This window comes from Runella sp. MFBS21 (assembly GCF_029433105.1).
GTDB lineage: Bacteria > Bacteroidota > Bacteroidia > Cytophagales > Spirosomataceae > Runella.
In genome coordinates this window covers 76,349-101,408 of sequence record NZ_JARNTW010000023.1, presented here as the reverse complement: position 1 = coordinate 101,408, position 25,060 = coordinate 76,349, and the positions used below count along the sequence as shown (strand labels likewise).

Here is a 25,060-nt window from a genome sequence, read left to right as displayed (position 1 = left end):
GCTTCCTAAACATCCGCTTTTCGGAAAGGTTTTGCATCTATCCTTTCCCATACTTTTCCGGTGACGTAGGGGTCATTGTGAAGCCATTGATTCATTTGGTCTTCAGTATCAAAGTCAACGACCATCATGGAGCCAATCATTTTGCCTTCTGGATCAAGAAGGGCGCCCCCCATCACAAAATTTCCATTTTCTTTGAGCGTTTTGGCGCCTTCTAAGTGGTGAGGGCGTGCCGTCATGCGGCGTTCGAGTGCTTCTGCGTCAGTATAATCATACGCATGGATTACATATAACATCTTTTTGGCTTTGGGGATTTGGATAAAATTATATTACAAAAAAAGGCTAGAAATAGGGGTATTTTACCCTTTTTTCTAGCCTTTTGATAAAGCAACAAAAATTATTTTACTTCAGAAGTTTCCTCTTCGGGTTGAGTGTTGCCGTTGTCGTTATTCATATAAGCTTGGTATACGGTCTCTCTTTCAAAAGGACGCTTACCAATTAAGCGCTCTAAATCACTTTGGAAAAGGATTTCTTTTTCAAGTAATTCTTTGGCAATTACTTCAAGGGCTTCGCGATGCTCGGAAAGTAAATTGAAACAACGATTATAGGCTTGCTCGATGAGTTTACGAACTTCCTCATCAATCATACGGGCTGTTTCTTCTGAATAAGGCTTATTGAATGAGTAATCCGACTGTTTGGAATCATAATATGACATGTTGCCTATCTTATCGTTGAGACCATACACGGTTACCATACTGTGAGCAAGTTTCGTTACTCGCTCCAAGTCGCTCAAGGCACCAGTCGAAACCTTACCAAACACTACATCTTCAGCGGCACGCCCTCCGAGGGTCATACACATTTCGTCCATCAATTGCTCAGTACGGTACAAATACTGCTCACGGGGCAAGTATTGTGCATAGCCAAGAGCAGCAACTCCGCGTGGTACAATCGTAACTTTCACCAAGGGATCGGCGTGTTCCAAAAACCAACCCGCTACGGCGTGTCCTGCTTCGTGATAAGCCACGATTTTCTTTTCATCAGGCGAAATGAGCTTATTCTTTTTCTCCAAACCACCAATGACCCTATCCATCGCATCTTGGAAGTCTTGCATAGTGACCTCTTCACGGTCGCGACGTGCGGCAATCAAAGCAGCTTCGTTACAAACGTTGGCGATTTCAGCTCCTGCAAAGCCCGGTGTCTGAGCTGCTAGTTTTTTAGGGTCCACATCAGGGGCCAATTTAATGGGCTTCAAGTGCACTTTAAAAATAGCTTCACGGCCTACAATGTCTGGTTTATCGACTGAGATTTGGCGGTCAAAACGACCTGGACGTAGGAGAGCTGGGTCAAGTACATCAGGGCGGTTGGTAGCAGCCATAATAATAATCCCTGAATCAGTCGCAAAGCCATCCATTTCAACCAACAAAGAGTTGAGGGTGTTTTCGCGCTCGTCATTGGCACCTGGCATTGCACCTCGGCCACGTGAGCGTCCTACGGCGTCAATCTCGTCAATAAAAATAATACACGGCGCTTTTTCTTTGGCTTGTTTGAACAAATCACGAACCCGTGCAGCCCCAACCCCTACAAACATTTCAACAAAGTCAGAACCTGACAATGAGAAGAAAGGTACGCCTGCTTCACCTGCTACTGCTTTCGCAATTAGGGTTTTACCAGTACCGGGAGGGCCTACAAGCAAAGCACCTTTCGGGATTTTTGCCCCTAGTTTAGTAAACTTGCTTGGGTTTTTGAGATAATCTACGATTTCTTTGATTTCCTCCTTCGCCTCTTCTAAGCCTGCCACATCACTAAATGTGATTTTTACTTTGTTTTCAGCGTCAAACAAAGTTGCACGTGAGCGACCAATGTTGAAGATTTGGCCACCTGGACCTCCGCCTCCTGTCATACGGCCCAGCAAGAAGTACATGGCCAAAATCATGATAATCAAGAATCCCCAAGTGCTCAAGAACCCAGTCCAATCGCTGCGGCGATCAAAATCGTAGTCGATAGAGTCACTATCAGGCTTTAGTTTTTGGAAATCATCCAAAAACTTGTCAGCCGAGGTAACTTCGAATTGAAAATGAGGGCCTCCATTGCTAAAATAAGGCTTATCGGCAAACAAAGCACGATATTTAGGGTCTTCGAGTGCTTTTGGGGTAAGCGTAACTTCTACAAATTCGTTATTGACAATGACGACATTCTGCACTTCGTGTGCATGAACCATCTTTTCAAATTTCTTTTGGGTGATTGGTCTTACTGCGGTGTTTTTACTAAAGAAAGTAATCCCCAAAATTGCCAACACCAATGCCGCTATAATCCACCCTTGATAGCCGGAGCGGCGTGGATTACGGTTGTTGGGGTTGAGCGGGTTTCCATTGTTTTCGGACATAATTATAAAAACGTTAGCGGTTAATGGTTATTCGTACTGGTGGCTGCATAAATAAAATACTAGACTAGACGCTACAATCACGAAAGACCATTGACAAGTGTTTGATTAGGTATGGGTGTTTGGTTGGCGTACTTCAATGTATGTTAAGGCAACATTATTTTTAAGGGTAATGTTCATTTATGCAAACTCTTCTTCTACGTAGGTAACTTTGGCATCACCCCATAGCTGTTCGAGTCCATAAAATTCGCGACGTTCTTTTTTGAAAACGTGAGCCACTACGTCTACATAATCAATCAGAATCCACTCCTTTGCTTCTTTGCCTTCGCGCTGCCAAGGTAGTCCCTGAGTTACTTTATAAACTTCTTGTTCGATTGAGTCGGCGATAGCGTCTATTTGGGTATCAGAGTTACCGGTGCAAATCACAAAAAAATCAGTAATGGCATTTTTGATTTCGCGCAGGTCCATTATTACCACGTCTACCGCCTTTTTTTCCTGCATCCCTTTTACTACTAAATGGCACAGTTCTTCAGAAGATATAACATCTAATTTGCGTTGTTTCATGCGTAAGTTTTAAATTGCAACTTTTCAATTGATAAAATTAAGAAATTTTGTACAAAATTAAGTCCAAAACCCTTTTTGTTGGAAAAAAAATAGTTTATCTGCCAACTTGTCAGTCCACTAACGACGAAGCGGCTGATTTGTTGCGCCAAGGAGAGGGTATTGAGGGTACGGTTGTCATAACCGACTATCAAACTGCTGGTCGCGGACAACGTGGTAATCAATGGCTTACTCAAGCGGGCGAAAACTTTACTTTTTCCTTGATTTTGCGTCCTACTTTTCTTTCACCAGCCGAGCAATTTAGGCTCAATATTGCTATCTCTTTAGGTATTTACGATTTTTTGGAGCCATTGGTTGGAGAGTCTTTAAAAATAAAATGGCCTAATGACATTTATGTAGGAAATCAAAAACTAGGAGGGGTTTTGATTGAAAATACCCTGCAAAGTGGTCGTATCGAAAGTGCTATTGTAGGGATTGGGCTCAATATCAACCAAATCCTGTTTGAGTCCGAACGTGCTACTTCTTTACGAGTCCTTACTTCAAAAGAATATTCATTGGCTGGATTGTTGCCAGATTTGTTGAGTTGCTTAGAAAAAAATTATCTTTTGCTTCGAAACAAACATTTTGATACCCTCAAAACACGTTATTTGCAAGGCCTTTTTCGTTATCAAGAACTTCATCTATTTCAACAAGATGAAAAGCTGTTTGCTGGAATGATAATGGGCATCAATGAAATGGGGCAGCTTGCGATGCAAGTCGAAAATAAATTAGTCTATTTTGATTTAAAGGAGATAAGTTATGTTTTTTAAAGTGAGAGGAGTTGGTAAAGAGTTGTTTGTGAAAATCAGTACAAGCAAAAATCAAACTCCCCTAAAAAAGGTGGCTACTTGCAGCCTCATGCTCGGATGCTTAGGAATGGTAATTGGCTGTGGCTCTTCAGACACCGATTATATCCCCAAGCCCAAAGGCTATCCCCGACTTGATTTGCCACGTCAGGAGTATCAGGTGATGAAAGAAGACCATCCTTATACTTTCGAATATTCAAAAAGTGCAGTGTTGCTACCTGATACTTTTCAAAGAGCAGAGCCGCATTGGATTTTTGTGGCTTATCCAAGTTTAAATGCGAGCATTCAACTCACTTACAAACAAGTTCAGAACAATCCCCAACGATTGATGGGCTTTATCAATGATGCCTACAGGCTGGCGGGTAAACACCAAGTAAGGGCCACGGGCATTAGAGAGCAGGTCATTAAAACTACTTCTGGGCGTACGGCTGTGCTGCTGGATATATCGGGAGATGTCCCGAGTTATACTCAATTTTTTACGACCGATACCACTCGGCATTATCTTCGAGGAGCTTTATATTTTACGGTGGCAGATAAGCAAGATTCTCTTCGGCCAGCCATCGAATATCTCCGCAAAGATATTTTACATATGCTCAACACGCTTCGTTGGAAAAACAAGCTCTAATTAAGAACTACTAAAAAACTTTTGACAAAACAGTATAGCTCATGAGTTTGCCTTTGCGGTAGGTTTCGGTTTTTACATCCCAAAGTATTTTAGGCGCTCGATAGCTTACTGTCTGAAAATCAAAGGAAATGTTCATGAGGGTTTTGGTGTTGATAGTCATGTCAGATGTAATCTTGTAGGCATTGTAAGTACCGCTCGGTACTGTTATATTTTCTTGACTCTCTACTTTACGGTTTTTCATATCCATGCTATATTGGAGTTTCATGCCACCGCCCATTTCTCCTTCTCCTTTGAGGGACGCATCCTTGAGACTAGCTCCGATTGTATAATTATCACTATAGGTGAGGTCGGTAGAAGTGAAAGTCATTTTGGCATCTTTGAGCATGGGATTTTCTTGAGCAGCCATCATGGATGTCATATCTACCATGATTTCGTTGCCTTTACAGCGACAAGTGTAAGAATTAGTAGATTCTAATTTGTCTTTTGCATTAAATGATTGTAATTCAATTTTCAAGACCGTAGCTCCCCCCTCATTGGTTACATCTTTGATGGTATAAAGCAGCTTGCCCATGGGTTTGTCTTTGGCATTATAAGAAAGCATTTCAAAACCCATTCCTGATTTCATGTTGATACCAAAGCACATTTGAGCATTTGCCTGTATTTGAAAACAAATAAAAAATGTGATAAGGGTGATGATTTTTTTCATGAGCTAACAAAATTTAAGTTGATTCAACGGCACAAAGTTGAAATATTAGCTCTACATTCCTATAAAAATTGAGTGAACGGTCAAAGATTTAATATACAATCCACACCATGCTTGCCATTCCTAGAATCATGATAAGTTTGCATAGGTTGCTGAGCATACCAAACTCTTTTTTTGTATCCGCATATACCAATCGATACACCAAAGTGCCAATAAAGCCCATTAATACCAAAAACATCCATCCCAGTTGTGCATTTTGTAGCCAGTGAGCAGCACCAAACAAAGAGAGAATAAATAAAATAACAAGGCCGTATATCAATAATTTGGTACGGCGGATACCCCAGATGATAGGCAATGTTTGGCAGCCGTGGGAAGCATCTCCTTTTACATCTTCGATGTCTTTGATAATTTCACGGATAAGCGTAATTCCAAAGGCGAATAAAGCATACAAACATGCAAGGGCGCGGTTTTGAGGGTAATAAACCACAAGAATTAATAGAGAAGAAGCGGTCAGAAGAGATACAATCAAGTTGCCAATAAAAGGCCGTTTTTTGAAGTAAGAAGCATATACCCACAGCAACGTAGCTGACAGTACACTTACCAAAAATACCCATTTGCTCACCCATAATGCGATAATACATCCTAGAACATTGAATAATTGATGCGTACCGATGGCTACCCTGCGCTTTAGATAACGTCCAATAATGACTTTTTCAGGTTTGTTGATAAGATCAATTTTGACATCAAAGTAATCGTTGATTATATAACCTGCCGCTGCAATAAGAACCGTAGAAAGAACAATCAAAAAAATGGCTGGTTCTAAAAAAATCTGTTTCCATTCACTCACTGGGCCAATCAAGAAAATTCTAGCCATATACTGCGTAACAGCAATAATGGCGAGGTTGGGCCAGCGGATGAGTCGTAAAAAACCCCCTAAAAAATCTTTTATTGTAATGCGACGTCTCAAAGGATAGTAGGTTGGAATATATCTATAATAGCAATAGCTAAAAAAAGCCTAAATTCGTTCCCTAAACAAGATTAATGGGGAGTAAAGAGGTTAGTTCTTGCTGCTGCCGTAGATGATGACGTAGGTGCATATCCAAGTTGTGGTACCATTCGTGGGCATTGAGCCATCCAAAAACTGGATGAAAACATTTATATTCTCCTTCGTCGCTCGTGACTGTTTCGATGAGTTTCTCTGCGTCAGTGATTACGTTGAGAAGAAGGTGCTGATATTCGGTGCGAGTTTTGGCGATAGGTTCAGGGCCTTGCAAAACTTCAGGAATTTTGAATTTAAGGGGTGGGAATCCATTGTGTTTAAAAATATTATCCCCGTATTGATTTTTCTCTCCTCCCATTTGCCCTTTTCGATGCTCTAAGCACCGTACTACTTGCGCTAAAAAGAAAAAATTAGAGGTAATATAAAGATGCTCATACAGTTGACCAAGAGACCAGACTTCAGGGTTTGATTTGTAAATAAATTGCGCTTCTGAATAGCTCACAAGCGAAACAACATAGTGGTCAATAGTTTGTTGAATATTTTCAAAAATTTGTTTAGGCGTAAGTTGACTCGTCATAGGTTAGGGATTGGCGGTTGAAGAATCTTTCATTTTCTTTGATTTAGGCAGAATTTTCAGAGAACCATAAATAATCAGTAATAAGCAAGTAAGTGCTGAAAACCATTTGATTGACTTAAAAATTTCACAAAAGGCCGCTACGGTATAAGACTGTTCAGGAAAACTTTTAAGTAAAAGCACAATCATCCCATTTTCAAGATAGTCAAAAATAAGTACTACAAATGGGAGTAAATTGACATAGGAGAAAGGTACATATTTTTTTTTGCGATATAGTAATGTCAATGTTACTGCTAAGAGAAGAGTATACACCAAAGGATAGACTACATCGAGTGTCATTTGTACGTTGGCATAGTACTCTCGTCCTCGGACTCCGTAGGCTTCTACCATCTGTAGGGTTCGTTTGGGTGTAAAACCTATCGTAAGGTCAATAGGGCCAATCGCTTGTCCGGCTAACAGATTGATTTTTTCTTCGGCATTTTTGAAGAAAAAAGTAGGAAAAGGCAAGTATATAATAATCAAACCTAATAAGGTTTTCCAGTTGGAAATGCGGTTGAGAAAGCTAGCAAGGCGATTCATATAATAGAATAAGGTGAGAAAGTTTATACATAACTTAAATAAACAGTAGTTGTGTTTTTTACAAAAAACATACCACCTAAAAATTTCTTCTCCAAGAATATCAAAGAGCAGGTTAGGCTAATTGACTTTTTTTTGCCAATTTAGCAAACCTAGCCCATAATCGTCGCATTGTCTTTTTGATTTTGCGAGAGTCTATTTGGAAAAAAATCATGCAGAACACAGAAACCCAACCTAAAAAAAATCAACTTCTCAAAATTCTTGGTGTCGGCTTTGGCATTGCGGTTACGATTGGCGGTACCATTGGCACCGGTATTTTGCGCAAACCAGGCCCTATAGCCCAAGCACTTGGCGACCCTTGGGTCATTATGGGGGTATGGATATTGGTGAGTATATACGCATTTTTGGGGGTATTGTGTACCATTGAGCTAGGAGTGAGTTTTCCTAAAGCAGGAGCGTGGTATGTGTATGCTCGTCGTGCATTTGGTGGATACGCAGGGTTTGTAGTGGGTTTCAATAGCTGGCTTGGTACCTCCTCTGCCACGGCTTTTGGCGCTTTTACGATGAGCGAATACACTACTTTGCTACTGCCGCAAGCGGCTGGATATGAGACGTATATTGCGATAGGGATATTGTTAGGTCTGGCACTTTTACATTGGGTAGGGCTTCGAACAGCAAGCCGAGCGCAAGAAATTATGAGTGTAGCAAAGGCGGTTGGCCTTTTTGCATTTGTAGCGATTTGTTTTGTATATGGCGATGCGGTTACACCTACGCAAGTGGTAGAGACTACGGTGAAAGTCGTAGAAAAAGGGTCGATGATAGGCGCTTTAATATTTGCGCTTCAGGCGATATTTTATACCTATGATGGTTGGCATACAGCCGCATATTTTGCCGAAGAAGATGCCGATCCCGCCCGCAACCTTCCTAAATCCATGATTGGAGGCTTGGCGCTTATTGTGGTTATTTATCTGTTGGTCAATGCCGCGATTTTGTACATTTTGCCAATGCCAGTATTACAGCAGTCCAAACTAGCCGCAGCTGATGCTATTACTTTGATATTTGGGGAAAAATCGGGAAAAATTGTCACATTTTTTCTGATGATTTCGATATTGGGGATTGTAAATGCCCAAGTCATGTTCAACCCTCGCGTGCTCTACTCAATGAGCCGCGATGGCCTTTTTGTTCCGCAAGGTACGAGAGTCAATGCGGGAGGCACCCCGAGTGTGGTGATGCCTCTGTCGGTAGCGATGGCGATTGTGTTTATTATTAGCGGAAAAGAAGCAAGCGGGAAACTCTCCGATATTGCCACTTTCTTCTTTGTGATTGGGTATACTTCGGGCTTTGCTTCTCTATTACGGCTTCGACAAACAGAGCCAAACTTGCCCCGCCCTTGGAAAGTGCCAGGGTATCCCATTGTTCCTTGGGTGGTGTTGCTGGCTTCGGCGGCTTTTTTGGTAGGGGCTGGTTTTCAAGACCCTGGCAGTAGTGTCTATGCGTTAGGTTTTTTGGTTTTGAGCTATCCTCTTTATTTATTGGTCAAACGTCTAAACAAAGCTTGACGACTTAGATGCTCTCATGGCTAGTGTCCTTCTTTCATTTTATTTTTGATAATGCTTTGGGTCGAGGGCCGATGTACTCCAATTTTTCAAAAATTCTAGAATTCGTGCCTTATCGTAACCATCTCCTTTTTCGAGATAAGCACTGTTTTGAGTGTGAATGCGTTCGCCTTTATCGTTGAGAATGACAAATACCGGAAATCCGAAGCGTTGAGGATAATGCAACTGCTCTAGGAGAGCGAGATTCATATTTTCTTTGCTGTAATTGATATGTGCTACCACATAATTGGCCTTAAACGATGAATCAATCTGGGCATCGGTAGTACTTAATTTATTGAATTTCAAACACCACCCACACCAATTACCCCCAATCTGCAAAAATACTTGTTTGCCTTCTGCTTTAGCTTTGGCTACGGCTTCTTTTACTTGGGCTTTTGCATCAGCTTCAGGACTATATAGTTTGGGCTTTTCTTGGGCATAAGCTGTGCAGAAAAAACCTACCAAAATCAAGTAAAGGAAGAAAGATGTAAATAGATTTTTCATGAATCAAAAAGAGGATGAAGTATGGTGAAAATAGGAAAGACACTTGATAATTGGCAAATATAGAGAAAATCTTGAGGGGAAAAATTCAAAACAGTTACAACCATCAATGGATTTAGAGAGTCTTATACCTAAAGGCAATGCCCATAAATCTTCGGATAGGCTATAAAAAAGAAACAAATTTTGGTACAAGAACAATTGGTTGGAATGCCCTCTACGGCTCGTAAAGGGCATTTTTTGTGCTTGCCGATAAGCTCGAACTTCGATTTTATAGGCAAATGAAGGTTTGGAAGGGAGGGCGTGATTGTTTTGCATCAAAAAAAAGACAACCATGAAACCTCAATCAACAAGTACGCTGACTACTAAAGAAGTAGCACCTCCTACCTTGCGCCGTTATGACCTCGATTGGCTGCGGGTATTTTGCATCATTGTATTGTTATATTATCATGTGGGGATGATATATGTCCCTTGGGATTGGCACATCAAAAGTGAGGAGAAAAGCCAACTTTTACGTTGGATCATGATTTGGCTGCATCATTGGCGCATGCCTTTGTTGTTTTTTATTTCGGGGGCGGGTACTTATTTTGCGTTGCGCAGACGTTCTTTTGCGGGTTATGCTGGAGAGCGAGTCAAGAGATTATTTATTCCATTGGTATTTGGGATGTTTGTGATAGTGCCTCCTCAGATTTATTATGAGCGCATCTCAAACGGAATTGTTTTTGAAAGTTATGCAGATTTTTACAAAAGCGTTTTTGATTTTGTCCCTTATCCTAAAGGAAGCTTTAGCTGGCATCATTTGTGGTTTATTGCCTATTTATTTTTGTATGCACTGATAAGCATTCCTTTGTTCCGATGGCTCAAATCATCTTCTGGGAGTCTTTTTTTAGATAAAATTGAAAAAATAATTTCTTATAAAGGCGGAGCTTTATGGTACGCGTTGGTGATTATTTTGAGCCAAGTCATACTTCAGCCTTTCTTTCCAGACGAGACTCATGCCTTAACCGACGACTGGGCTTATTTTGTATTCAATATTCTCATTTTTTGGGGAGGATATGTGTTAGTAAGTAGACCTGTATTTTGGGAAATAATGGCAAATCAGCGGCGAACTTATTTATGGGCTACGTTAGTTACGACAGTGGCAATGTATATTTTCTTTACCGTATATCAGTTTCGTCCGGAGCTAAATGATGTAGCTTGGGCCGACATCGTGTGGGATGTCAACTCTTTTTGTTTGACCTGGTTTTCGGTATTAGCGTCTATTGGGTATGGATACAAATACCTCAATCGTCCTCATCCGCTTTTGGCTACCCTCAACGAAGGAGTATACCCATTTTATATTTTACACCAAACGGTCATTGTGGTCATAGGCTATTATTTGTTAAAACTAAATCTTGGTGTTTGGGGAGGTTTTTTGGTGATAAGCACGCTTTCTTTTTTGGTGAGTGTGGGGTTGTATTGGTTGGTTATCAAGCGAATCAAACCTTTAAGGATACTTTTTGGGTTGAAATGAGAAGGGATATTTTTGGGAAAATATGAGTAGAAATAGCTTGAGGCTGGCTACTATTTAAAATAAAACTTCCCACTTTCAAGATGAATTATCAAGTTTTTGACACTTACGAAACCCTTTCACAGCACGCTGCTCAATTTGTATTGGAGTATGTGCGTCAGCACCCAACGGCTACTATTTGTGTGGCTTCGGGTCAGACGCCGATGCTGACTTTTCAGACCATTGTAGCGCAAGCACAGCCAGGAGATTTTGACCAAGTTACTTTTATTGGATTAGACGAATGGGTAGGCATTGAGCCTAGCAATCCGGGCAGTTGTCGGGCCTACATTGATGTACCGTTGATTACACCTTTGGGAATTAGTCCTGAAAGAGTTTCGTTTTTTGATGGCTTGGCGGAGGATTTAGAAGCCGAGTGTCAGAGAGTCAACGAACTTATTGCTAGTAAAGGAGGCTTAGACATTATTATGGTAGGAATTGGAATGAATGGGCACTTGGGATTGAACGAGCCCGGAACGTCGTTTGATACCTATGCGCATGTATCACAGTTGGAAGAAGTAACGGCTTCGGTGGGGCAGAAATATTTTCAAGATGAAACTCCTCTTACGCAAGGGATTACGGTAGGATTGCGACATTTTTTAGAAGCCAAAATAGCGATTGTGTTGGCCAATGGAAATGGCAAGCAGAATATCATCAAAAGAGTTTTGGAAGAGCCTGTTCATGAAGGCTTACCAGCTTCGGCGCTTAAAATACATTCCAATGGTCATTTGTGGGTTGACAGCGCGGCCAATCCTGCCTAGAATCTTTTGCGGATAGCATCTAACATGCCAATAATGAAAGCACCTAGCGGAACAGTACGCATAATGCGGAAGTCTTCGGCAAAAGAGGTGTCTTCGTCCAAAAATGAGAAAAGCAGAGGAGTTGGGTTTTTTTTGTACAAAGCTGTAAATACGTCTTTACCCGGAGCACGATTGTAGAGAAGTACATTTAATAATGTGCTATCCATGAGGGATTTGAATCGGGTCCGAAGGGTGGGAGGAGTGTGAAGTGGTTTACCCACAGTTACCAAATTTCTGACGAGTTCTTGGGTAAAACGTTGCGTTCGCTGAAAGGCATACCCTGTAGAAGCTTTCACGTATCCTCCTGCCGTGCCAATACGTACAATATGCTCACCAGGATGCTGAGGAGTGGGTTCATCGGTCATCGGGATGACCCCAAACTCTTCATGCTCGATGGTGAAGTTTTCTATTTTTAAGAAATCCTTGATATACTGATGCAGTTCGGCGTCGTATTCGTCAGGAGAGAGTAGCTTATCCGAAAAAACGGTGTATTCTACCATAGCTCGCGTAGGGCTTTCGGGAAGAATATACATGAACCGAACCCCCACTCCTTTTTGTGCTACGCGATAATCCATCATAGTAGGACAGTGAGTATCAAAGACGGGTTTGTCGGTGACGATTTCCCAACCTTTGAAATGCTGAAGGAGGTTATGACAGTCGGCTAAGTCTAACTTGAGAGGTTTGATGCTATCAAAAACATACTCGCCCAAATACTGATTATCAGGAGTAATGATAAACCCACCAGCGGGAGTATCAATGAGCCGCTCAATACGTTCTTGTACAAAAACAATATTTGAATTAGTAAGTAGATTGGTTTTTACGAAGTTGTAAAAATCAACGCCTTTGAGCCATTTATAGGTATAAGGTCCAAGGTCGAGTTTATCAGAGTAGTTTGTTCCATGAAAAAAAACATTTTTCCATTGGCGATGAACAATACTATCGAAAGGAGTGGTACCATCTTTTTCCCAAAAACACCAAGTCCGATCATTTTTGGTCTTGGTGTCTTGGTCAATAATAAGGATAGATTTCTCGCGTAAAATCGTTTGGTTCATGTAATAAGCCAAACTCAAGCCTGCCAACCCTCCTCCCGCGATAATGAAATCGTATTTTTGCATTAAATCGGCACGTTGACGTGGCGTTCTGAATGATAACTTGAACGAACCAATGGCCCTGATTCTACATATTTGAGTCCTCTTTTGAGCCCTTCTTCGCGGTAAAGGGCAAAAATATCAGGATGAATCCACTCAATCACTTCATGGTGCATTTTGGTAGGCTGTAGGTATTGGCCCAGCGTCAGGACATCAAGCCCATGTGCTACCAAATCGTCCATAGCTTTAAACACCTCTTCTTGCGTTTCGCCAAGACCAAGCATGATGCCCGATTTGGTGCGTTTGCCATAGGCTTTTGTGCGGCGGATTTGCTCAAGACTGCGTTCGTATTTGGCCTGGGGACGTACTGCTCTATAAAGCCGTGCTACGGTTTCCATATTGTGAGATACTACTTCTTGTCCCGCCGAAATCATGCGTTCGAGGGCATCCCAGTTATTTTTAGTATCGGGGATTAGGGTTTCAATCGTAGTAGCGGGGCTTAATTCCTTGGTCAATACTACAGTTTGGTACCAAATTTCGGCGCCTTTATCTTTGAGTTCGTCGCGGTTGACAGAGGTAATCACGGCGTGTTTAACACCCATGGTTTTGATGGCCTCAGCCACACGGCGTGGCTCATCTACGTCGTATTCGTTGGGACGACCTGTAGCCACTGCACAAAATGAGCAGCTTCTGGTACATACATTCCCTAAAATCATAAAAGTAGCCGTACCTTCTCCCCAGCATTCGCCCATGTTGGGACAGTTTCCGCTTTCACAAATGGTGTGTAGTTTATTGGTATCGACTATTGTGCGGACTTTGCGATATTCTGGCCCTACGGGCAATTTTACACGTAGCCAATCAGGGCGTTTTTTCCGCTCTGAAGTTATTACAGGAAGTTCAATCATCTTAATTTTGTTGTCGTTTATCAGCCCTATATTATCCTAAAGTGTGTATAAGCATGGATAATGATTGGCTGATAGAGGCTCATTTTTTATTACCAAAAAACAAAGTTACGTAACCTGAGGTAAACAAGCTACGATTTTCGGCAGAAGGAATAATGATAGGAGCTTTTCCAAATACCTCAGTTAGAAAACCAATCTCTAAACCAGTGAGATTGCTGCGGAAAGCACTTAATTCAAAACTAAATGCTATTTTGGCATTGACTCCAGGTACAATTTTTGAGCTTCCTAAGCCTTGAAGCATATTTCCTGCTCCTAAAATATTGCCTGGATCAGAGTGCTTGATAGGGTCATAGGCTTCGTTGCGTACTACACCGGGGCGCACCTGATATTGAATGAAATAAGGTTTCAAAATTCCCAAAGAGGCTCCTACGGCTAAGATTCCATTGATAGAGATGCCTTCATCATTGCTACGGTTAGAAAGGATTATCTCGCGACCATATTGGGGGCGAAGCACAAACAAATAGTTTTGCTTGCCAGGTGTAAAGCGCGAACCCGTATTGCTAGATTCCGAAAGCTCTTTAGGATGCCTCACGTTGACTAGCTCGAAAGCTAAATAGCGATATTGGCGACGGCCAAAAAGCTCATTTTCTAAGCGACGCGAGTGACGAAATACAAAACCACCTAATAAACCCGAGTTGGTATTGGTCGTAATACCATAAGTAGTAATAGTCGCGTAGTCTTCTTCCTCTTCTTCTAAATTATTTTTAGTCTGACGTTGTTGACTCCATGCGACTTCTGTTAATAACAAAAGAGCTAAACCGAATGTATAAAAAGCTTTCATTAGACTTAACAAAATTTTTATCTAAACGTAACACAAATACTATTTAAAGTCAAGTCAATATACGTTAAAATCTCCTTAAAGGTTGCTACCATAATTCATTTACCAAACTATTTTAATAGCTTTATGGTTCAGAAAAATTGACGATATTATTTAAGCGAAAAAATTATGCCAACCGTTCAGACTGTCTATCTTGGAGACTTACGCACACAAGCGACTCATTTACAATCAGGAACCACCATTATCACTGATGCACCCACCGACAACAATGGTAAAGGGGAAGCTTTTTCGCCTACCGACCTTGTAGCGGGCGCATTAGGGAGCTGTATGATGACTATCATGGGTATTGTTGCGCGCCGCGATGAAATAGATCTCAGAGGGTCACAGATGGAGATTACCAAAATCATGAGTGCGGAGCCACCACGTAAAATCGCTAAAATAGAGGTGAAGCTTTCGATGCTGACTGCTACCGAAATAAGCGATACCGACAAAGCCAAGCTCGAACGTGCTGCTTATACTTGTCCGGTAGCATTGAGTCTGCATCCCGATATTGAGCAAGCAGTGACTTTTGAGTGGAATGTGGCTGTTGAAAGTTAAGCGATGAAGCGATTATGTTTGGGAGTCTTACTAAGTGTTGCGGTAATAGGGACGGCTTGGCGATTTGGCTCAATTGATGTAGAACAGGCCATTTTTAAGGAAAAAATGCAATTGCCTGCCGGAAGCGCGAAAGCTCAAACAGCTTTGATTTTTGGGAAAAGCTTTTTGGGAAATGACTACGTAGCTCATACTTTAGAGCAAACTCCTGAGCAGCTTGTTTGCAATCTTCGCACTTTTGATTGCTATACTTTTGTGGAATCAGTACTGGCGATGACTCTCACGCGGCATCATCTCAAAACTTACTTACAATACCAGATTCTGCTGCGGCAGATGCGGTATCGAGACGGCAAAATTGATGGTTATGCTTCGAGGCTTCATTATTTTTTAGAATGGAAAAACCAAGGTGAAGCTTCAGGATGGTATACCGATGTGACTCAAAAGCTTGGAGGTGAAGAGATTCGCCCTCCTATCAACTTCATGACTAAACATCGCTCCTTGTATCCAGCACTTGAGAGTGAGGCTGAGTTTCAAAAGGTGGAAGAAGTGGAGAAAAAGCTAAGTGCTACACCTTGGTATTTTCTCCCTAAACACAAAGTAGCTGCCATCGAAAATGACTTACAGGACGGCGATATCATCGGTATTACGTCGGGTATTGCGGGTTTAGATTTCAACCATGAAGGTTTTGTAATCAAAAAAGCCAATAAAGCCTATCTTTTGCATGCGTCGTCGGAGGCCAAAAAGGTAGTAACCTCTTCCGAAACTTTATCCGAATATCTTCAGCGGGTCAAGAAACACAGCGGTATTGTTGTACTTAGAATAAGAAACTGAGGAGAACCCTCAGTTTCTTGCTGAAAACCAACCCTTAGTAGTGTTGGCACTTTCTAGTTTTTTTTCTAGTGTGTCGGGGAGTTTTGGAAAAAAATCAATGCCTGTGAGACGTTCTATTTCATCTACACTTACCACAAAAGTCTTCAGGTTTTGGTTTGAAAACTCATTTTTCATTAAAAAGCCAATCATTCGAGGCTCATCGTCGGTCACGCAAAGTGCGATTTTGTAATACATTTCGGGTACCGCAATTTCATTTCTTTGGCCAATAGTAGGCAAGCCAGCTTTTAAAACGGGGCCAGTCACTACGTACAAAAAACCGTCACGCTGTGCCCATTGCCTAAATTTTTGTTCTAAATCGTTCCAAATCCCTCGATTAAAATCAGGTACTTGAGGGCTGATGTTGCTCATATAAAAAGTTTCTTGCTTGTCGGTAGGGTTGAGATTGAAGTCCCCAGCGGGAGCTAAGTGGCCTCGGTCATAGCCTGAGCGAGTGTAGTCGGACGTAATGGCCGAACCTGTACCTACTAGTGGGTCTGGTACGAATTTATTGCCATCGCGCGAGAGGTAGGCACTAGCTTCTTCGTTGGTAAGTTTGTAAGCGACCCAGTCGGCTTGCTCATACTGCTCACGGTAGCGAAGGGTGATTTTGCGATGTCGGACGATTTGGTCATTGGAACCAATGGCGGGTAAGTGAAAATCCTTTAAATTGGCAAAATCATAGTTGCTGCTAGACGAAGTTGTTTCCTCAGGTTCTTCACTGCTCGAGGTTTTTCCAATACCTACTTTTTCCAACAAACTCCGGTCATCTTTGGCCTCGGAAGAGGTACGGTCGTCGGAGGCTACGTTGTCGTTGGAGGTAGGTTCGGGGTTTTTATAGGGATTGGTGGAAGATTTACCACGTTCTTGGTAAATAAACACGCTTTTGACGTCATTCCAAAAAGTGACCAACGGCTTGGTGCGCCCACGGTAATGAAGAATAAGACCAATGACGACAAAAATAAATAACAAAATGAGGGTATTGCCCCAGCGTAGACCTTTACGATGCATTATGAATAGTTGAGAGTTTTTGGAGACGCAAAGTTCGTCATTGCAAAACGAACCGCCCAAAGATTTTTTTACTTCTGCAAAAGTTTCGCAACTTTCGGACAGTTTTTAGATTTATAAAACGTGCAACAACCACAAATCATTGTTATCGGCGGCGGCGCTGCTGGTTTTATGGGGGCTATTACAGCCGCTGAATCTTTTCCTTTGGCAAAAGTGACCATTTTAGAAAAAAACAGAGGCGTATTAAATAAGGTACGGATTTCGGGAGGAGGTCGCTGCAATGTCACCAATGCCGCCCCTACTATCCCAGAATTGGTGAAAGGCTATCCGCGCGGAGCTAAGTTTTTACGCCCTCTTTTTGAAATTTTCAATAATCAGCATACCATTCAGTGGTTTGAAAAAAGAGGAGTTTTGCTCAAAACTGAACCTGATGGGCGGATGTTTCCGACCACCAACGACTCCGAAACCATCGTCGATTGCCTGATCAAATCAGCTCAAAGAGCAAATATAAATATCCGTACGAGTACCGACGTAGTAGAAATCACAAAAATAGGAGCAGGGTTTGAAGTGATTTTACGCACAGGTGAAGTTATTCCAGCAACGGCTGTTTTGGTAACTTCAGGCGGTCATCCGCAATTGTCAGGCTATGAGTGGCTGCTAAAAGTGGGAGCTAAAGTAGAAGCACCCGTACCTTCTTTGTTTACTTTCAACATCCCTACTTCTCCGTTAAAAGAACTTATGGGGGTATCGGTGGGAAATACGGCCGTTAAAATGGCAGGAAGCAAACTCTCCGAAACAGGGGCTTTGCTGTTTACGCATTGGGGCATCAGTGGCCCTGCGGTATTGAGATTGTCGGCGTGGGGAGCGCGGGAGTTGTCATCCAAAAATTATCAGTTTATTTCTCTTATCAATTTTACCAACAAAAAGTCCAATGAGGTCATGCAGCAATTGATAGATTTTCAGCGAGATGCTGCTTGGAGAGGGAAGTTTGTGGCAACTCAAGCCCCTTTTGGGTTACCTCAGCGCCTTTGGAAACAGCTGGTAGAGCTTTCAAATATCCCTGATACCATGCGATGGTCAGATATGCCTGCCAAAAACCTCAATCGATTGGTAGAGCATCTCACTAATTTTCAATTGGAGGTACAAGGCAAAACCACTTTTAAAGAGGAGTTTGTGACTTGTGGAGGTGTGAACTTAAATGGTATTCATCCCAAAACCATGGAATGCCGTGAGGTGCCAGGTTTGTTTTTTGCAGGAGAAGTGCTTGATATAGATGGTATTACGGGCGGGTATAATTTTCAGGCAGCCTGGACTACGGGCTACATTGCTGGTAGTCATATGTTGAAAGAAAAAGAGTCTTAATTTTCTTTCAACATATGATTTAAAAAGGTCTCATCGCTTTCACAAAACGGTTTTTGAAGTATTTTGAAAAAAGGTTGTCTTCGCGAACGCCCTTGGAAGAAGAAGCGTGGATAAACATAATATCGGTTTTACTTCTGACTTCGGTCACAATCCCTACGTGCGATACATAGCCTGCTTTGCCTGCATCGGGTACATAAAAAATCCAATCGCCCGGACGAATATCTCTTACATCTTCGATTTCGTTACCAAACTCCGCTTGCTGCCATGAAATACGGGGTACCTTGAGACCTACCTCGGTATAAACGCTACAAATCAGCCCTGAGCAATCAATACCTCGGCGGTCGTTGCCGCCGCTGCGATAAGGAGTACCTGTATAAGCGCGAGCCGTGCGGACAATGTCGCGCACATAGTTGGAATACGCTCCTTTGGGTTTGGTAGCTAAGGGACGTTTGGCGGGAGCATTTTTAGGAGCGGAGGTATTGGGTGTATTGAAAATCGCACACGAACTAAGACAGAAAGCTAAGCAAAAGCCAATCCAAAGGGAAATCTTGGGCATGAGGGTTAGAAATTTGTTACTTACGAAAATAACGAATAAAGCATTAGATATTGTCCATATTTCGCTAAATTTACCTCAAACGTTATTGATTAATACTTCCTAAATCACCTTTTTTATGAGAAAAATAGTATTTGCTTTTTTGCCTTTGCTTCTGCTTGGGGGCTGTCAAAAAGAAGAATCTCGTGAAGTAAAGCAGTATACCATCGAGCAGTTTATGGACAACCAAGATGTGGCTGGCTCTGGGTTTTCGCATGACGAATCGCGGGTTTTGTTGACCAACAATAAAACCGGAATTTATAATGCGTATGAGCTTTCACTAGATGGAAAAGAGCCTAAAGCTTTGACCAATTCTACCAAAAACTCCGTATTTGCAGTTTCATATTTTCCCAACGACAATCGATTTTTGTATAGTAGTGATGAAGGGGGCAATGAATTGAACCACCTCTATCTTCAAGATACTACGGGCAAAGCTACCGACCTGACGGCGGGTAAGGCAAAGACGCAGTTTTATGGCTGGGCGCATGACAAAAAAAGTTTTTTCTTTATCTGGAATAAAAGAGACGCCCGTTTTTTTGATCTCTATGAAATGGACGCCACTAGCCTCAAGCCCAAGCTTATTTTTCAGAATGACGGTGGCTACAGCGTGGGCTCAGTTTCTAACGATAAAAAGTACATCTCGCTTTCCAAAGAAATCAATACCAACGATAGTGAGTTGTTTTTGTATGAATTGGCTACCAAAAAAATGACCAAAATATCAGAAAATTTGGCCGCTTATCAGCCCACGGATTTTAGCGTAGATAGTCAGAAAATGTATTATCTTACTGACGACGCTGCGGAGTTTAAACGCCTCATGAGCTACGATATAGCCACGGGAAAACGTGAAAAAGTAGCCGAAGAAAAATGGGACATCATGTATGCTTATCATTCTGACAAAGGGCGGTATCGGGTCATTGGTATCAACGATGATGCCCGTACTGTAGTGAAAGTGTTTGATATGCAAGAGGGAGGTAAAGAGGTGGATTTCCCGAAGTTTGAGGATGGAAATGTCAACTCCGTAACAATTTCGGATAGCGAGCAAAAAGTAGCAATTAGTGTAGGGAGTTCTACCTCCAATGACAACTTGTATGTATATGATTTCAAATCAAAAGAACTCAAAAAGTTGACCGACGTTATGAGCAAAGCTATTGAGCCGGCTGATTTGGTACAGGCCGAAGTGGTACGGTTTAAGTCATTTGATGGTACCGAAATTCCGGCTATTTTGTATCGTCCACACCAAGCTTCGGCGGGTCAGAAAGTACCTGCGCTCGTGAAAGTACACGGTGGGCCGGGCGGACAAGCGCGCACGGGATATAGTGACAATACTCAGTTTTTGGTCAATCATGGCTATGCGGTGCTGGATGTAAACAATAGAGGCTCAAGTGGATACGGGAAGACTTTCTATAAAATGGATGATAAAAACCACGGCGAAAAAGACTTGCAAGATTGTATTGAAGGCAAAAACTACTTGGCGTCGCTTGATTGGGTAGATAAAGAAAAAATTGGCATCATGGGAGGTTCTTACGGTGGCTTTATGGTAATGGCGGCCCTCACTTCTAAGCCCAAAGAATTTAAGGTAGGGGTCAATTATTTTGGAGTTGTAAATTGGCTACGTACGCTCAAAAGCATTCCGCCGTGGTGGGAGTCGTTTAAAGCAGCTCTTTACCAAGAAATGGGCGACCCAAACACGGCTGATTCCCTACGCTTGCGCCGAATTTCTCCACTCTTCAATGCCAATAATATCGAGATTCCGCTTATTGTGTTGCAAGGCTCGCAAGATCCACGCGTACTTCAAGTAGAGTCTGACGAAATGGTCGCGGCGGCCAAGAAAAAAGGAGTGCCAGTAGAGTATGTCCTATTCCCAGACGAAGGTCACGGTTTTGTGAAAAAAGAAAATCAAATCAAAGCTTCCAAAGAAGTACTGGCGTTTTTGGATAAATATTTGTCACAGAAAAAAATGGAATAAAGCGAGATTTGTAGAAACAAAAAACGCAATGAAGAGGGGGTTCTTTATTGCGTTTTTTGTTATTGAATGATAGATTGATATCTTATATAAGTTTAGGAGAGGAATTAGCTCATACGGAATATAAAAGAATTACGTACACTTTTACTTAACAATGGGTATGAACGTCAGACTGTAAATACTCAAATATTAGAGTTGATAAGACAAAATAAAAACCTTGGATGATTTCAAAAATGATTGATAAAGAAGAAGCTTTAAAATTTTTGGAGGCTTATCAACCTCTCCCTAGTGATAGTGAATTATCTAAAAACATAAATATTTTAAATATCTATAATGAAGTAAGAAAATGTTTTCTTGCCCATTATGACCCCAGATGCATTCCTTTGTTTTTGAACTCATTCGGAGGTAGAAATGGATTTGGGGTTTATCAACTAATTGAAGATGTTTTAAAATGCTACCCTAGTGAATTAGTAATTCCTTTTATTAAATTAGCGTTGCATAGCAAGTTTGAAAGTGTCATTTATTGGAATGCTCAAATAGCGATTTCATTTTCTGATAATTTCTTACAAGAGAACTTGATAAACTTAATAAACCATCACAATGTAGATATAAGATATGCTGCTATTTTAGCTTTAAGCAGGATGCCGAATCAAGATTATAAAGAGTATCTCAAAACTAGATTAATTTTTGAGTCAGATAATGATATAATAGAGCTGATACAGGAGTTATTAGAAAACAATAATTAGTAATTTTTTGAATAAAAAAAGATTGTAAAATGATAAATAAAGTATAGTTATTAAATAAGAGTGTCGATGCTTTGCTCATGATTTTGCAGGACATCCCAATATTACAATTGAGCAAGAAATACGAATATAATTAAATTTAAATCAGTATTTTAAAATACTATTTTCACACTATAGTTTATAAATAAAGAAAATTAAAAAACAACTCTAATGATTAATAAATGGCTTTTTAGCTCCATACTCTGGTGGTGTGGAACGCGGGTACTTTAATCAACTTATGTAGAACGCGGTCCTTCAAACCTTTTCCAAAGAATGGGATATGAAGGTATAACAACGAAAAATGAATTTATTGATATTTCGAAAAGATTTATTATAATGGTACTAAAAAATAATTTTTATTTATTTATTGGCTCTTTTTACTGGCTAACTTCTTGTGCTGACCAATCTCCTATCAACGAAAAAAAAGTATACCAAATATATCCTAATAACAACACAGTCTGTATTATTATTAACTGTGATGAGATAGATGATTGTGCTGAACAATATTTAAAAATTATAGATCGGAAAAGCAATAATAGTATTCAAGTAAAAATGCAGAGTGATATGCCAACTTGGATAGAAAAAATTGAAAATGATACAGTAGTCGTTAATATGAGCGTAGATAGTAGCATTTATATGAACATAAAAATACCTAATCGCCAAAGCGTATTTTTAAAAAATAAAAAATTTACAATAAAATACAATAAGGTGCTGACAAAGGGGACAACTCAGATTGCTAGCTTAAAAGCTATATTTCTTAAAATACAAAGTGATTCATTGTTTATTCTTGAAAATGGCAAATCTACTCAAATTCCTATGGAAAATATAAGAAATTTTCATACATTATATCACTGTTGGTATTATCAAGATCAATACTTTGTGCAAATAATTGATTTTGATAATACCAATAAAGAAAAATATTTTTCAGCCTTAGAAATTAAGTATTTCTAATAAAATACTTAATTATATAAAATATTGAGATATATAGGAGGGTCGGTGTTGTGTTCTGGGAATTTAAACTATTGTGTGTTTGTTTTTTATAAAAGTAAAGAAAATAAGCGGTGTGCCAAAATGTATTAAATCCTAAAGTAGGCTGTGGTTTTTGATATAGAAATATTCTTTGGAATATGGTAGCTGTTTAGGTACTCTTTTTGCTTAAAAAGTACAATTTAAAGACCATTTTCTAGTTAGAATAGTACAATTTATGATTTGAAAGAACCTCGAAAATTCAAAAAATGTGACATTTTTCATACAATTGCTTAACAATGTTAACTAATTTATTATCAGGTGTTTATTTTTTATAGGGTACCTAAATAATTACAAAATATGAATATGTTACAATGGTTACAAGAATGGTATCAATCGCACTGTGATGGTGATTGGGAACACCAATATAGAATTAGTATTACAACTGTTGATAATCCAGGTTGGTATTTAGAAATAGATTTAATATATACACAGTTCCAAGATTTAGAAATAGAAATGCAAAATTTTGAAAATGGCGAAACAGATTGGTATGGTTATAAAATTCTGAATGGAAAATATGAAGCTTTTGGAGACCCTACAAAACTTGAAACATTAATCAAAAAGTTTAAAGAAATAGTAGAGAGTACAGATTGACGTACTAAAAATAACCTGAGTATCTATGACCCGGTGAGAGCCTATAAACCTGCTTCAAAGCCTAAAATAGGCCATAGGTTTTGAGTTAACAATGTTCTTTGAAATGTGAGAAAAGAGTAGCCTGTAGCGCCTTGGGGTTGGAATTTGGTGGGTATTGAGACGGAGGGGAATCCTGAGCATCAATGGCAGTACCTTGACCGTGAAAAGATTGAGGATTTAGGGCTTGATTGGTACGACCTCAAAGCCCGTGGTTATGAGAGTGTATTGGGAAGGTTTCATAGTGTGGATCCTCTGCCGGATGCCCAAGGACAGGAGAGTTTAAGTACTTATCAGTATGGATGGAATAATCCTGTAAGGCTTAGTGACCCCAATGGAAACTGTATAGGTTGCCCTCCTAGAAATAGCATGTCAGTCGTGGAGAATCTTTATTGGGGTATTAGAGACCAGGTTACTTCAGGTATTGTCACTGTTGGAACTTATATAGGCTCTTTATTTTCTGATGATATTAAAGTCCAAAGAATTCAATATACCTAGGATGAAAATGGACGGAATGGCAAACTTGTGCCGATTGAAGATAATAAACATGTTTCCGCTGCTCTCGGGGTTTTAGACATTGCTACAGCAATCCCTAGTAGTGGACCTGCGGGTAGTCTTTTAGCTAAAGTCGCAGGTGGAAAGTCTCCTGCTAATGAAATTATTAAAAGTACTATTAACAAAAATTCAAACGATACTATTGGGAATTTTATTCTATATGAAATTAAAGCTGAAGATGGGCTTTTATTAAAAGTAGGTAAAGCAGATGCTAACAGGACTACAGCTTTAGGAGATCCAGTAAGAATGAAACATAGTGAGCGAAAAGCACAAAAAATACATCCAGGAGCTACCGCCGAGAAAGTTCAAGATTTAGGCTCAGTAACAACTAAACAAGCCAAAGAAGCAGAGGCTGCTAGAGTAAGAGATTAAAGAAAAAATAATCCAGATGCTCATCCATTAAACAAAGAAAAAGATAAAAAATATTATAATCACTAAGATATGGAATCCAGAATAACACATACTTCATATATATCTCACTTTTTAGATGTGGGTTTTGACTCAATTAAAATAAGCAAATTGTTAAAGCAAGAAATAGATAATGCTCTAGAAAAAAACAATTTTTCAATCCAAAATGATTGGGTAATTCAATTTAGGGCAACTTATAGCACTGGAAAGAAACTACTTGTTTCGAAAAATAAATTCGGCTCTTATTCTGCTGATAAAATTAAAGAGATAACGATTCCTATTCCTATACCAACAGCACATATAGTGCCTTGGGGGATAGATAAGGAGCAGTTTACTTATGACGACGAACACTGTGATAAAATAATTGCAAATTTCTGGACTCTTGATGTTGATTTTTATAAATATTCTAATAGAGAGGAGTATATATTAGATTGCTTACGAAGAGCAATAAAAAAAATTTGAAGTTGGATTTACCGTTGGAAAGGCTAAGGTTAAATTAGATTTTCAAAACGAGTTTTATCTATAATTCGTTAGCGTATTTGGTATGGCAATACTTTATAGATGGGAGTTGAGATATAAATTTTATTCAAAATTTGTGCGTAGTCTTGAAGACTACGTACTAAAAATAAACAGAGTTTCTGTGACTTGGTGAGAGCCTATAAACCTGCTTCAAAGCCTAAAATACGCCATAGGTTTTGAGTTAAAAATGTTCTTTGAAATGTGAGAAAAGAGTAGCCTGTAGCGC

The 25,060-nt window shown here is 40.2% G+C and carries 27 protein-coding genes and 1 pseudogene; 15 read left to right on the top strand and 13 right to left on the bottom strand.

Translation table 11 applies throughout. From position 1 onward, the window contains the following. Positions 1 to 5: 5 nt before the first annotated feature. The 3 genes from P1X15_RS27945 to rsfS all read right to left on the bottom strand — a co-directional run bounded on the left by P1X15_RS27945 (position 6) and on the right by rsfS (position 2,941). Entirely contained in the window at positions 6 to 293 is a 288-nt protein-coding gene (locus P1X15_RS27945; RefSeq protein WP_028665195.1) for a YciI family protein, read from the bottom strand. A 101-nt stretch (positions 294 to 394) separates the two neighbouring features. After that, positions 395 to 2,380 (bottom strand): ATP-dependent zinc metalloprotease FtsH, encoded by a 1,986-nt coding sequence (gene ftsH / locus P1X15_RS27940; RefSeq protein WP_277341427.1) that lies wholly within the window; start codon positions 2,378 to 2,380, stop codon positions 395 to 397. 177 nt (positions 2,381 to 2,557) lie between these two features. Next, positions 2,558 to 2,941 carry a ribosome silencing factor gene (gene rsfS / locus P1X15_RS27935; protein WP_277341426.1) on the bottom strand — a complete coding sequence of 128 codons (384 nt, stop codon included), beginning with the start codon at positions 2,939 to 2,941 and terminating at the stop codon, positions 2,558 to 2,560. A gap of 47 nt (positions 2,942 to 2,988) precedes the next feature. Here rsfS and P1X15_RS27930 point away from each other — a divergent pair, with 47 nt between their 5' ends. Both P1X15_RS27930 and gldD read left to right on the top strand, forming a co-directional pair. Continuing rightward, positions 2,989 to 3,747: a biotin--[acetyl-CoA-carboxylase] ligase gene (locus tag P1X15_RS27930; RefSeq protein ID WP_277341425.1), complete on the top strand. Its 759-nt coding sequence runs from the start codon at positions 2,989 to 2,991 to the stop codon at positions 3,745 to 3,747. After that, positions 3,737 to 4,408, top strand: coding sequence for a gliding motility lipoprotein GldD (gene gldD / locus P1X15_RS27925; protein ID WP_310586049.1), 672 nt, complete (start codon positions 3,737 to 3,739; stop codon positions 4,406 to 4,408). Before P1X15_RS27930 ends, gldD begins: the two co-directional genes overlap by 11 nt. A gap of 10 nt (positions 4,409 to 4,418) precedes the next feature. On the opposite strand, the gene P1X15_RS27920 is transcribed toward gldD, so the two are convergent. From P1X15_RS27920 to P1X15_RS27905, 4 genes are all read right to left on the bottom strand, one after another. Continuing rightward, positions 4,419 to 5,114: a hypothetical protein gene (locus P1X15_RS27920; RefSeq protein WP_277341424.1), complete on the bottom strand. Its 696-nt coding sequence runs from the start codon at positions 5,112 to 5,114 to the stop codon at positions 4,419 to 4,421. Between the two features lie 88 nt (positions 5,115 to 5,202). After that, entirely contained in the window at positions 5,203 to 6,078 is an 876-nt protein-coding gene (locus tag P1X15_RS27915) for a geranylgeranylglycerol-phosphate geranylgeranyltransferase (protein ID WP_277341423.1), read from the bottom strand. Between the two features lie 61 nt (positions 6,079 to 6,139). Further along, on the bottom strand, positions 6,140 to 6,688 hold the full coding sequence (locus P1X15_RS27910; protein WP_277341422.1) for a DinB family protein: 549 nt from the start codon (positions 6,686 to 6,688) through the stop codon (positions 6,140 to 6,142). A gap of 3 nt (positions 6,689 to 6,691) precedes the next feature. Beyond that, positions 6,692 to 7,264, bottom strand: coding sequence for a hypothetical protein (locus P1X15_RS27905; RefSeq protein WP_277341421.1), 573 nt, complete (start codon positions 7,262 to 7,264; stop codon positions 6,692 to 6,694). A 209-nt stretch (positions 7,265 to 7,473) separates the two neighbouring features. Between P1X15_RS27905 and P1X15_RS27900 the strand changes: the two genes are divergently transcribed. Further along, positions 7,474 to 8,820 carry an APC family permease gene (locus P1X15_RS27900; RefSeq protein WP_277341420.1) on the top strand — a complete coding sequence of 449 codons (1,347 nt, stop codon included), beginning with the start codon at positions 7,474 to 7,476 and terminating at the stop codon, positions 8,818 to 8,820. A gap of 39 nt (positions 8,821 to 8,859) precedes the next feature. Here the strand turns inward: P1X15_RS27900 and P1X15_RS27895 are convergent, their stop codons facing one another. Beyond that, on the bottom strand, positions 8,860 to 9,360 hold the full coding sequence (locus P1X15_RS27895; RefSeq protein ID WP_277341419.1) for a thioredoxin family protein: 501 nt from the start codon (positions 9,358 to 9,360) through the stop codon (positions 8,860 to 8,862). 328 nt (positions 9,361 to 9,688) lie between these two features. On the opposite strand from P1X15_RS27895, the gene P1X15_RS27890 reads away from it, so the two are divergent. Together P1X15_RS27890 and P1X15_RS27885 are read left to right on the top strand one after the other, a co-directional pair. Next, entirely contained in the window at positions 9,689 to 10,867 is a 1,179-nt protein-coding gene (locus tag P1X15_RS27890) for an acyltransferase family protein (protein ID WP_277341418.1), read from the top strand. Positions 10,868 to 10,947: 80 nt separating this feature from the next. Next, positions 10,948 to 11,661 carry a glucosamine-6-phosphate deaminase gene (locus tag P1X15_RS27885; protein ID WP_277341417.1) on the top strand — a complete coding sequence of 238 codons (714 nt, stop codon included), beginning with the start codon at positions 10,948 to 10,950 and terminating at the stop codon, positions 11,659 to 11,661. On the opposite strand, the gene P1X15_RS27880 is transcribed toward P1X15_RS27885, so the two are convergent. The 3 genes from P1X15_RS27880 to P1X15_RS27870 form a co-directional block, all read right to left on the bottom strand. After that, positions 11,658 to 12,815 (bottom strand): lycopene cyclase family protein, encoded by a 1,158-nt coding sequence (locus P1X15_RS27880; RefSeq protein WP_277341416.1) that lies wholly within the window; start codon positions 12,813 to 12,815, stop codon positions 11,658 to 11,660. The two genes, P1X15_RS27885 and P1X15_RS27880, sit on opposite strands and share 4 nt — an antisense overlap. Then, a complete protein-coding gene (gene lipA, locus P1X15_RS27875; RefSeq protein ID WP_277341415.1) occupies positions 12,815 to 13,693 on the bottom strand; it encodes a lipoyl synthase in 879 nt (292 codons plus the stop codon). The genes P1X15_RS27880 and lipA overlap by 1 nt, the downstream gene beginning before the upstream one ends. A 79-nt stretch (positions 13,694 to 13,772) precedes the next feature. After that, entirely contained in the window at positions 13,773 to 14,531 is a 759-nt protein-coding gene (locus tag P1X15_RS27870; RefSeq protein ID WP_028666440.1) for a hypothetical protein, read from the bottom strand. A gap of 165 nt (positions 14,532 to 14,696) precedes the next feature. Between P1X15_RS27870 and P1X15_RS27865 the strand changes: the two genes are divergently transcribed. Beyond that, positions 14,697 to 15,125, top strand: coding sequence for an OsmC family protein (locus tag P1X15_RS27865; RefSeq protein ID WP_277341414.1), 429 nt, complete (start codon positions 14,697 to 14,699; stop codon positions 15,123 to 15,125). 3 nt (positions 15,126 to 15,128) lie between these two features. Beyond that, positions 15,129 to 15,953, top strand: coding sequence for an N-acetylmuramoyl-L-alanine amidase-like domain-containing protein (locus P1X15_RS27860; RefSeq protein ID WP_277341413.1), 825 nt, complete (start codon positions 15,129 to 15,131; stop codon positions 15,951 to 15,953). A gap of 9 nt (positions 15,954 to 15,962) precedes the next feature. On the opposite strand, the gene P1X15_RS27855 is transcribed toward P1X15_RS27860, so the two are convergent. Then, positions 15,963 to 17,000, bottom strand: coding sequence for a DNA/RNA non-specific endonuclease (locus tag P1X15_RS27855; protein WP_277341412.1), 1,038 nt, complete (start codon positions 16,998 to 17,000; stop codon positions 15,963 to 15,965). Between the two features lie 120 nt (positions 17,001 to 17,120). Between P1X15_RS27855 and P1X15_RS27850 the strand changes: the two genes are divergently transcribed. Beyond that, positions 17,121 to 18,359, top strand: a complete 1,239-nt coding sequence (locus P1X15_RS27850; RefSeq protein WP_277341411.1) for an NAD(P)/FAD-dependent oxidoreductase — start codon at positions 17,121 to 17,123, stop codon at positions 18,357 to 18,359. A gap of 19 nt (positions 18,360 to 18,378) precedes the next feature. On the opposite strand, the gene P1X15_RS27845 is transcribed toward P1X15_RS27850, so the two are convergent. After that, a complete protein-coding gene (locus P1X15_RS27845; protein ID WP_277341410.1) occupies positions 18,379 to 18,915 on the bottom strand; it encodes a C40 family peptidase in 537 nt (178 codons plus the stop codon). Between the two features lie 115 nt (positions 18,916 to 19,030). Here P1X15_RS27845 and P1X15_RS27840 point away from each other — a divergent pair, with 115 nt between their 5' ends. The 7 genes and pseudogenes from P1X15_RS27840 (at position 19,031) to imm9 (ending at position 24,777) form a co-directional block, all read left to right on the top strand. Then, positions 19,031 to 20,917, top strand: coding sequence for a S9 family peptidase (locus tag P1X15_RS27840; protein WP_277341409.1), 1,887 nt, complete (start codon positions 19,031 to 19,033; stop codon positions 20,915 to 20,917). A gap of 230 nt (positions 20,918 to 21,147) precedes the next feature. Next, complete coding sequence (locus P1X15_RS27835; RefSeq protein ID WP_277341408.1) at positions 21,148 to 21,660, top strand: HEAT repeat domain-containing protein; 513 nt, start codon at positions 21,148 to 21,150, stop codon at positions 21,658 to 21,660. Positions 21,661 to 21,969: 309 nt separating this feature from the next. Continuing rightward, the gene (locus P1X15_RS27830; protein WP_277341407.1) at positions 21,970 to 22,647 is read left to right on the top strand and encodes a hypothetical protein; all 678 of its coding nucleotides are present in this window, start codon (positions 21,970 to 21,972) and stop codon (positions 22,645 to 22,647) included. Positions 22,648 to 23,022: 375 nt separating this feature from the next. Next, on the top strand, positions 23,023 to 23,316 hold the full coding sequence (locus P1X15_RS27825) for an immunity 53 family protein (protein WP_277341406.1): 294 nt from the start codon (positions 23,023 to 23,025) through the stop codon (positions 23,314 to 23,316). A gap of 141 nt (positions 23,317 to 23,457) precedes the next feature. Next, positions 23,458 to 23,850: pseudogene (locus P1X15_RS27820) on the top strand (RHS repeat-associated core domain-containing protein); the annotation flags it as partial. A 27-nt stretch (positions 23,851 to 23,877) separates the two neighbouring features. Then, positions 23,878 to 24,279, top strand: coding sequence for a hypothetical protein (locus tag P1X15_RS27815; RefSeq protein WP_277341405.1), 402 nt, complete (start codon positions 23,878 to 23,880; stop codon positions 24,277 to 24,279). Positions 24,280 to 24,348: 69 nt separating this feature from the next. Then, entirely contained in the window at positions 24,349 to 24,777 is a 429-nt protein-coding gene (gene imm9, locus P1X15_RS27810; RefSeq protein ID WP_277341404.1) for an Imm9 family immunity protein, read from the top strand. The last annotated feature ends 283 nt before the right edge of the window (positions 24,778 to 25,060 follow it).

What these genes read in the sequence shown, in the direction of transcription:
- P1X15_RS27945 (WP_028665195.1), bottom strand. Translation starts at nt 293, where the DNA reads ATGTTATATGTAATCCATGCGTATGATTATACTGACGCAGAAGCACTC.
- ftsH (WP_277341427.1), bottom strand. Translation starts at nt 2,380, where the DNA reads ATGTCCGAAAACAATGGAAACCCGCTCAACCCCAACAACCGTAATCCA.
- rsfS (WP_277341426.1), bottom strand. Translation starts at nt 2,941, where the DNA reads ATGAAACAACGCAAATTAGATGTTATATCTTCTGAAGAACTGTGCCAT.
- gldD (WP_310586049.1), top strand. Translation starts at nt 3,737, where the DNA reads ATGTTTTTTAAAGTGAGAGGAGTTGGTAAAGAGTTGTTTGTGAAAATC.
- P1X15_RS27920 (WP_277341424.1), bottom strand. Translation starts at nt 5,114, where the DNA reads ATGAAAAAAATCATCACCCTTATCACATTTTTTATTTGTTTTCAAATA.
- P1X15_RS27910 (WP_277341422.1), bottom strand. Translation starts at nt 6,688, where the DNA reads ATGACGAGTCAACTTACGCCTAAACAAATTTTTGAAAATATTCAACAA.
- P1X15_RS27905 (WP_277341421.1), bottom strand. Translation starts at nt 7,264, where the DNA reads ATGAATCGCCTTGCTAGCTTTCTCAACCGCATTTCCAACTGGAAAACC.
- P1X15_RS27900 (WP_277341420.1), top strand. Translation starts at nt 7,474, where the DNA reads ATGCAGAACACAGAAACCCAACCTAAAAAAAATCAACTTCTCAAAATT.
- P1X15_RS27895 (WP_277341419.1), bottom strand. Translation starts at nt 9,360, where the DNA reads ATGAAAAATCTATTTACATCTTTCTTCCTTTACTTGATTTTGGTAGGT.
- P1X15_RS27890 (WP_277341418.1), top strand. Translation starts at nt 9,689, where the DNA reads ATGAAACCTCAATCAACAAGTACGCTGACTACTAAAGAAGTAGCACCT.
- P1X15_RS27885 (WP_277341417.1), top strand. Translation starts at nt 10,948, where the DNA reads ATGAATTATCAAGTTTTTGACACTTACGAAACCCTTTCACAGCACGCT.
- P1X15_RS27880 (WP_277341416.1), bottom strand. Translation starts at nt 12,815, where the DNA reads ATGCAAAAATACGATTTCATTATCGCGGGAGGAGGGTTGGCAGGCTTG.
- lipA (WP_277341415.1), bottom strand. Translation starts at nt 13,693, where the DNA reads ATGATTGAACTTCCTGTAATAACTTCAGAGCGGAAAAAACGCCCTGAT.
- P1X15_RS27870 (WP_028666440.1), bottom strand. Translation starts at nt 14,531, where the DNA reads ATGAAAGCTTTTTATACATTCGGTTTAGCTCTTTTGTTATTAACAGAA.
- P1X15_RS27865 (WP_277341414.1), top strand. Translation starts at nt 14,697, where the DNA reads ATGCCAACCGTTCAGACTGTCTATCTTGGAGACTTACGCACACAAGCG.
- P1X15_RS27860 (WP_277341413.1), top strand. Translation starts at nt 15,129, where the DNA reads ATGAAGCGATTATGTTTGGGAGTCTTACTAAGTGTTGCGGTAATAGGG.
- P1X15_RS27855 (WP_277341412.1), bottom strand. Translation starts at nt 17,000, where the DNA reads ATGCATCGTAAAGGTCTACGCTGGGGCAATACCCTCATTTTGTTATTT.
- P1X15_RS27845 (WP_277341410.1), bottom strand. Translation starts at nt 18,915, where the DNA reads ATGCCCAAGATTTCCCTTTGGATTGGCTTTTGCTTAGCTTTCTGTCTT.
- P1X15_RS27840 (WP_277341409.1), top strand. Translation starts at nt 19,031, where the DNA reads ATGAGAAAAATAGTATTTGCTTTTTTGCCTTTGCTTCTGCTTGGGGGC.
- P1X15_RS27835 (WP_277341408.1), top strand. Translation starts at nt 21,148, where the DNA reads ATGATTGATAAAGAAGAAGCTTTAAAATTTTTGGAGGCTTATCAACCT.
- P1X15_RS27830 (WP_277341407.1), top strand. Translation starts at nt 21,970, where the DNA reads ATGGGATATGAAGGTATAACAACGAAAAATGAATTTATTGATATTTCG.
- P1X15_RS27825 (WP_277341406.1), top strand. Translation starts at nt 23,023, where the DNA reads ATGAATATGTTACAATGGTTACAAGAATGGTATCAATCGCACTGTGAT.
- imm9 (WP_277341404.1), top strand. Translation starts at nt 24,349, where the DNA reads ATGGAATCCAGAATAACACATACTTCATATATATCTCACTTTTTAGAT.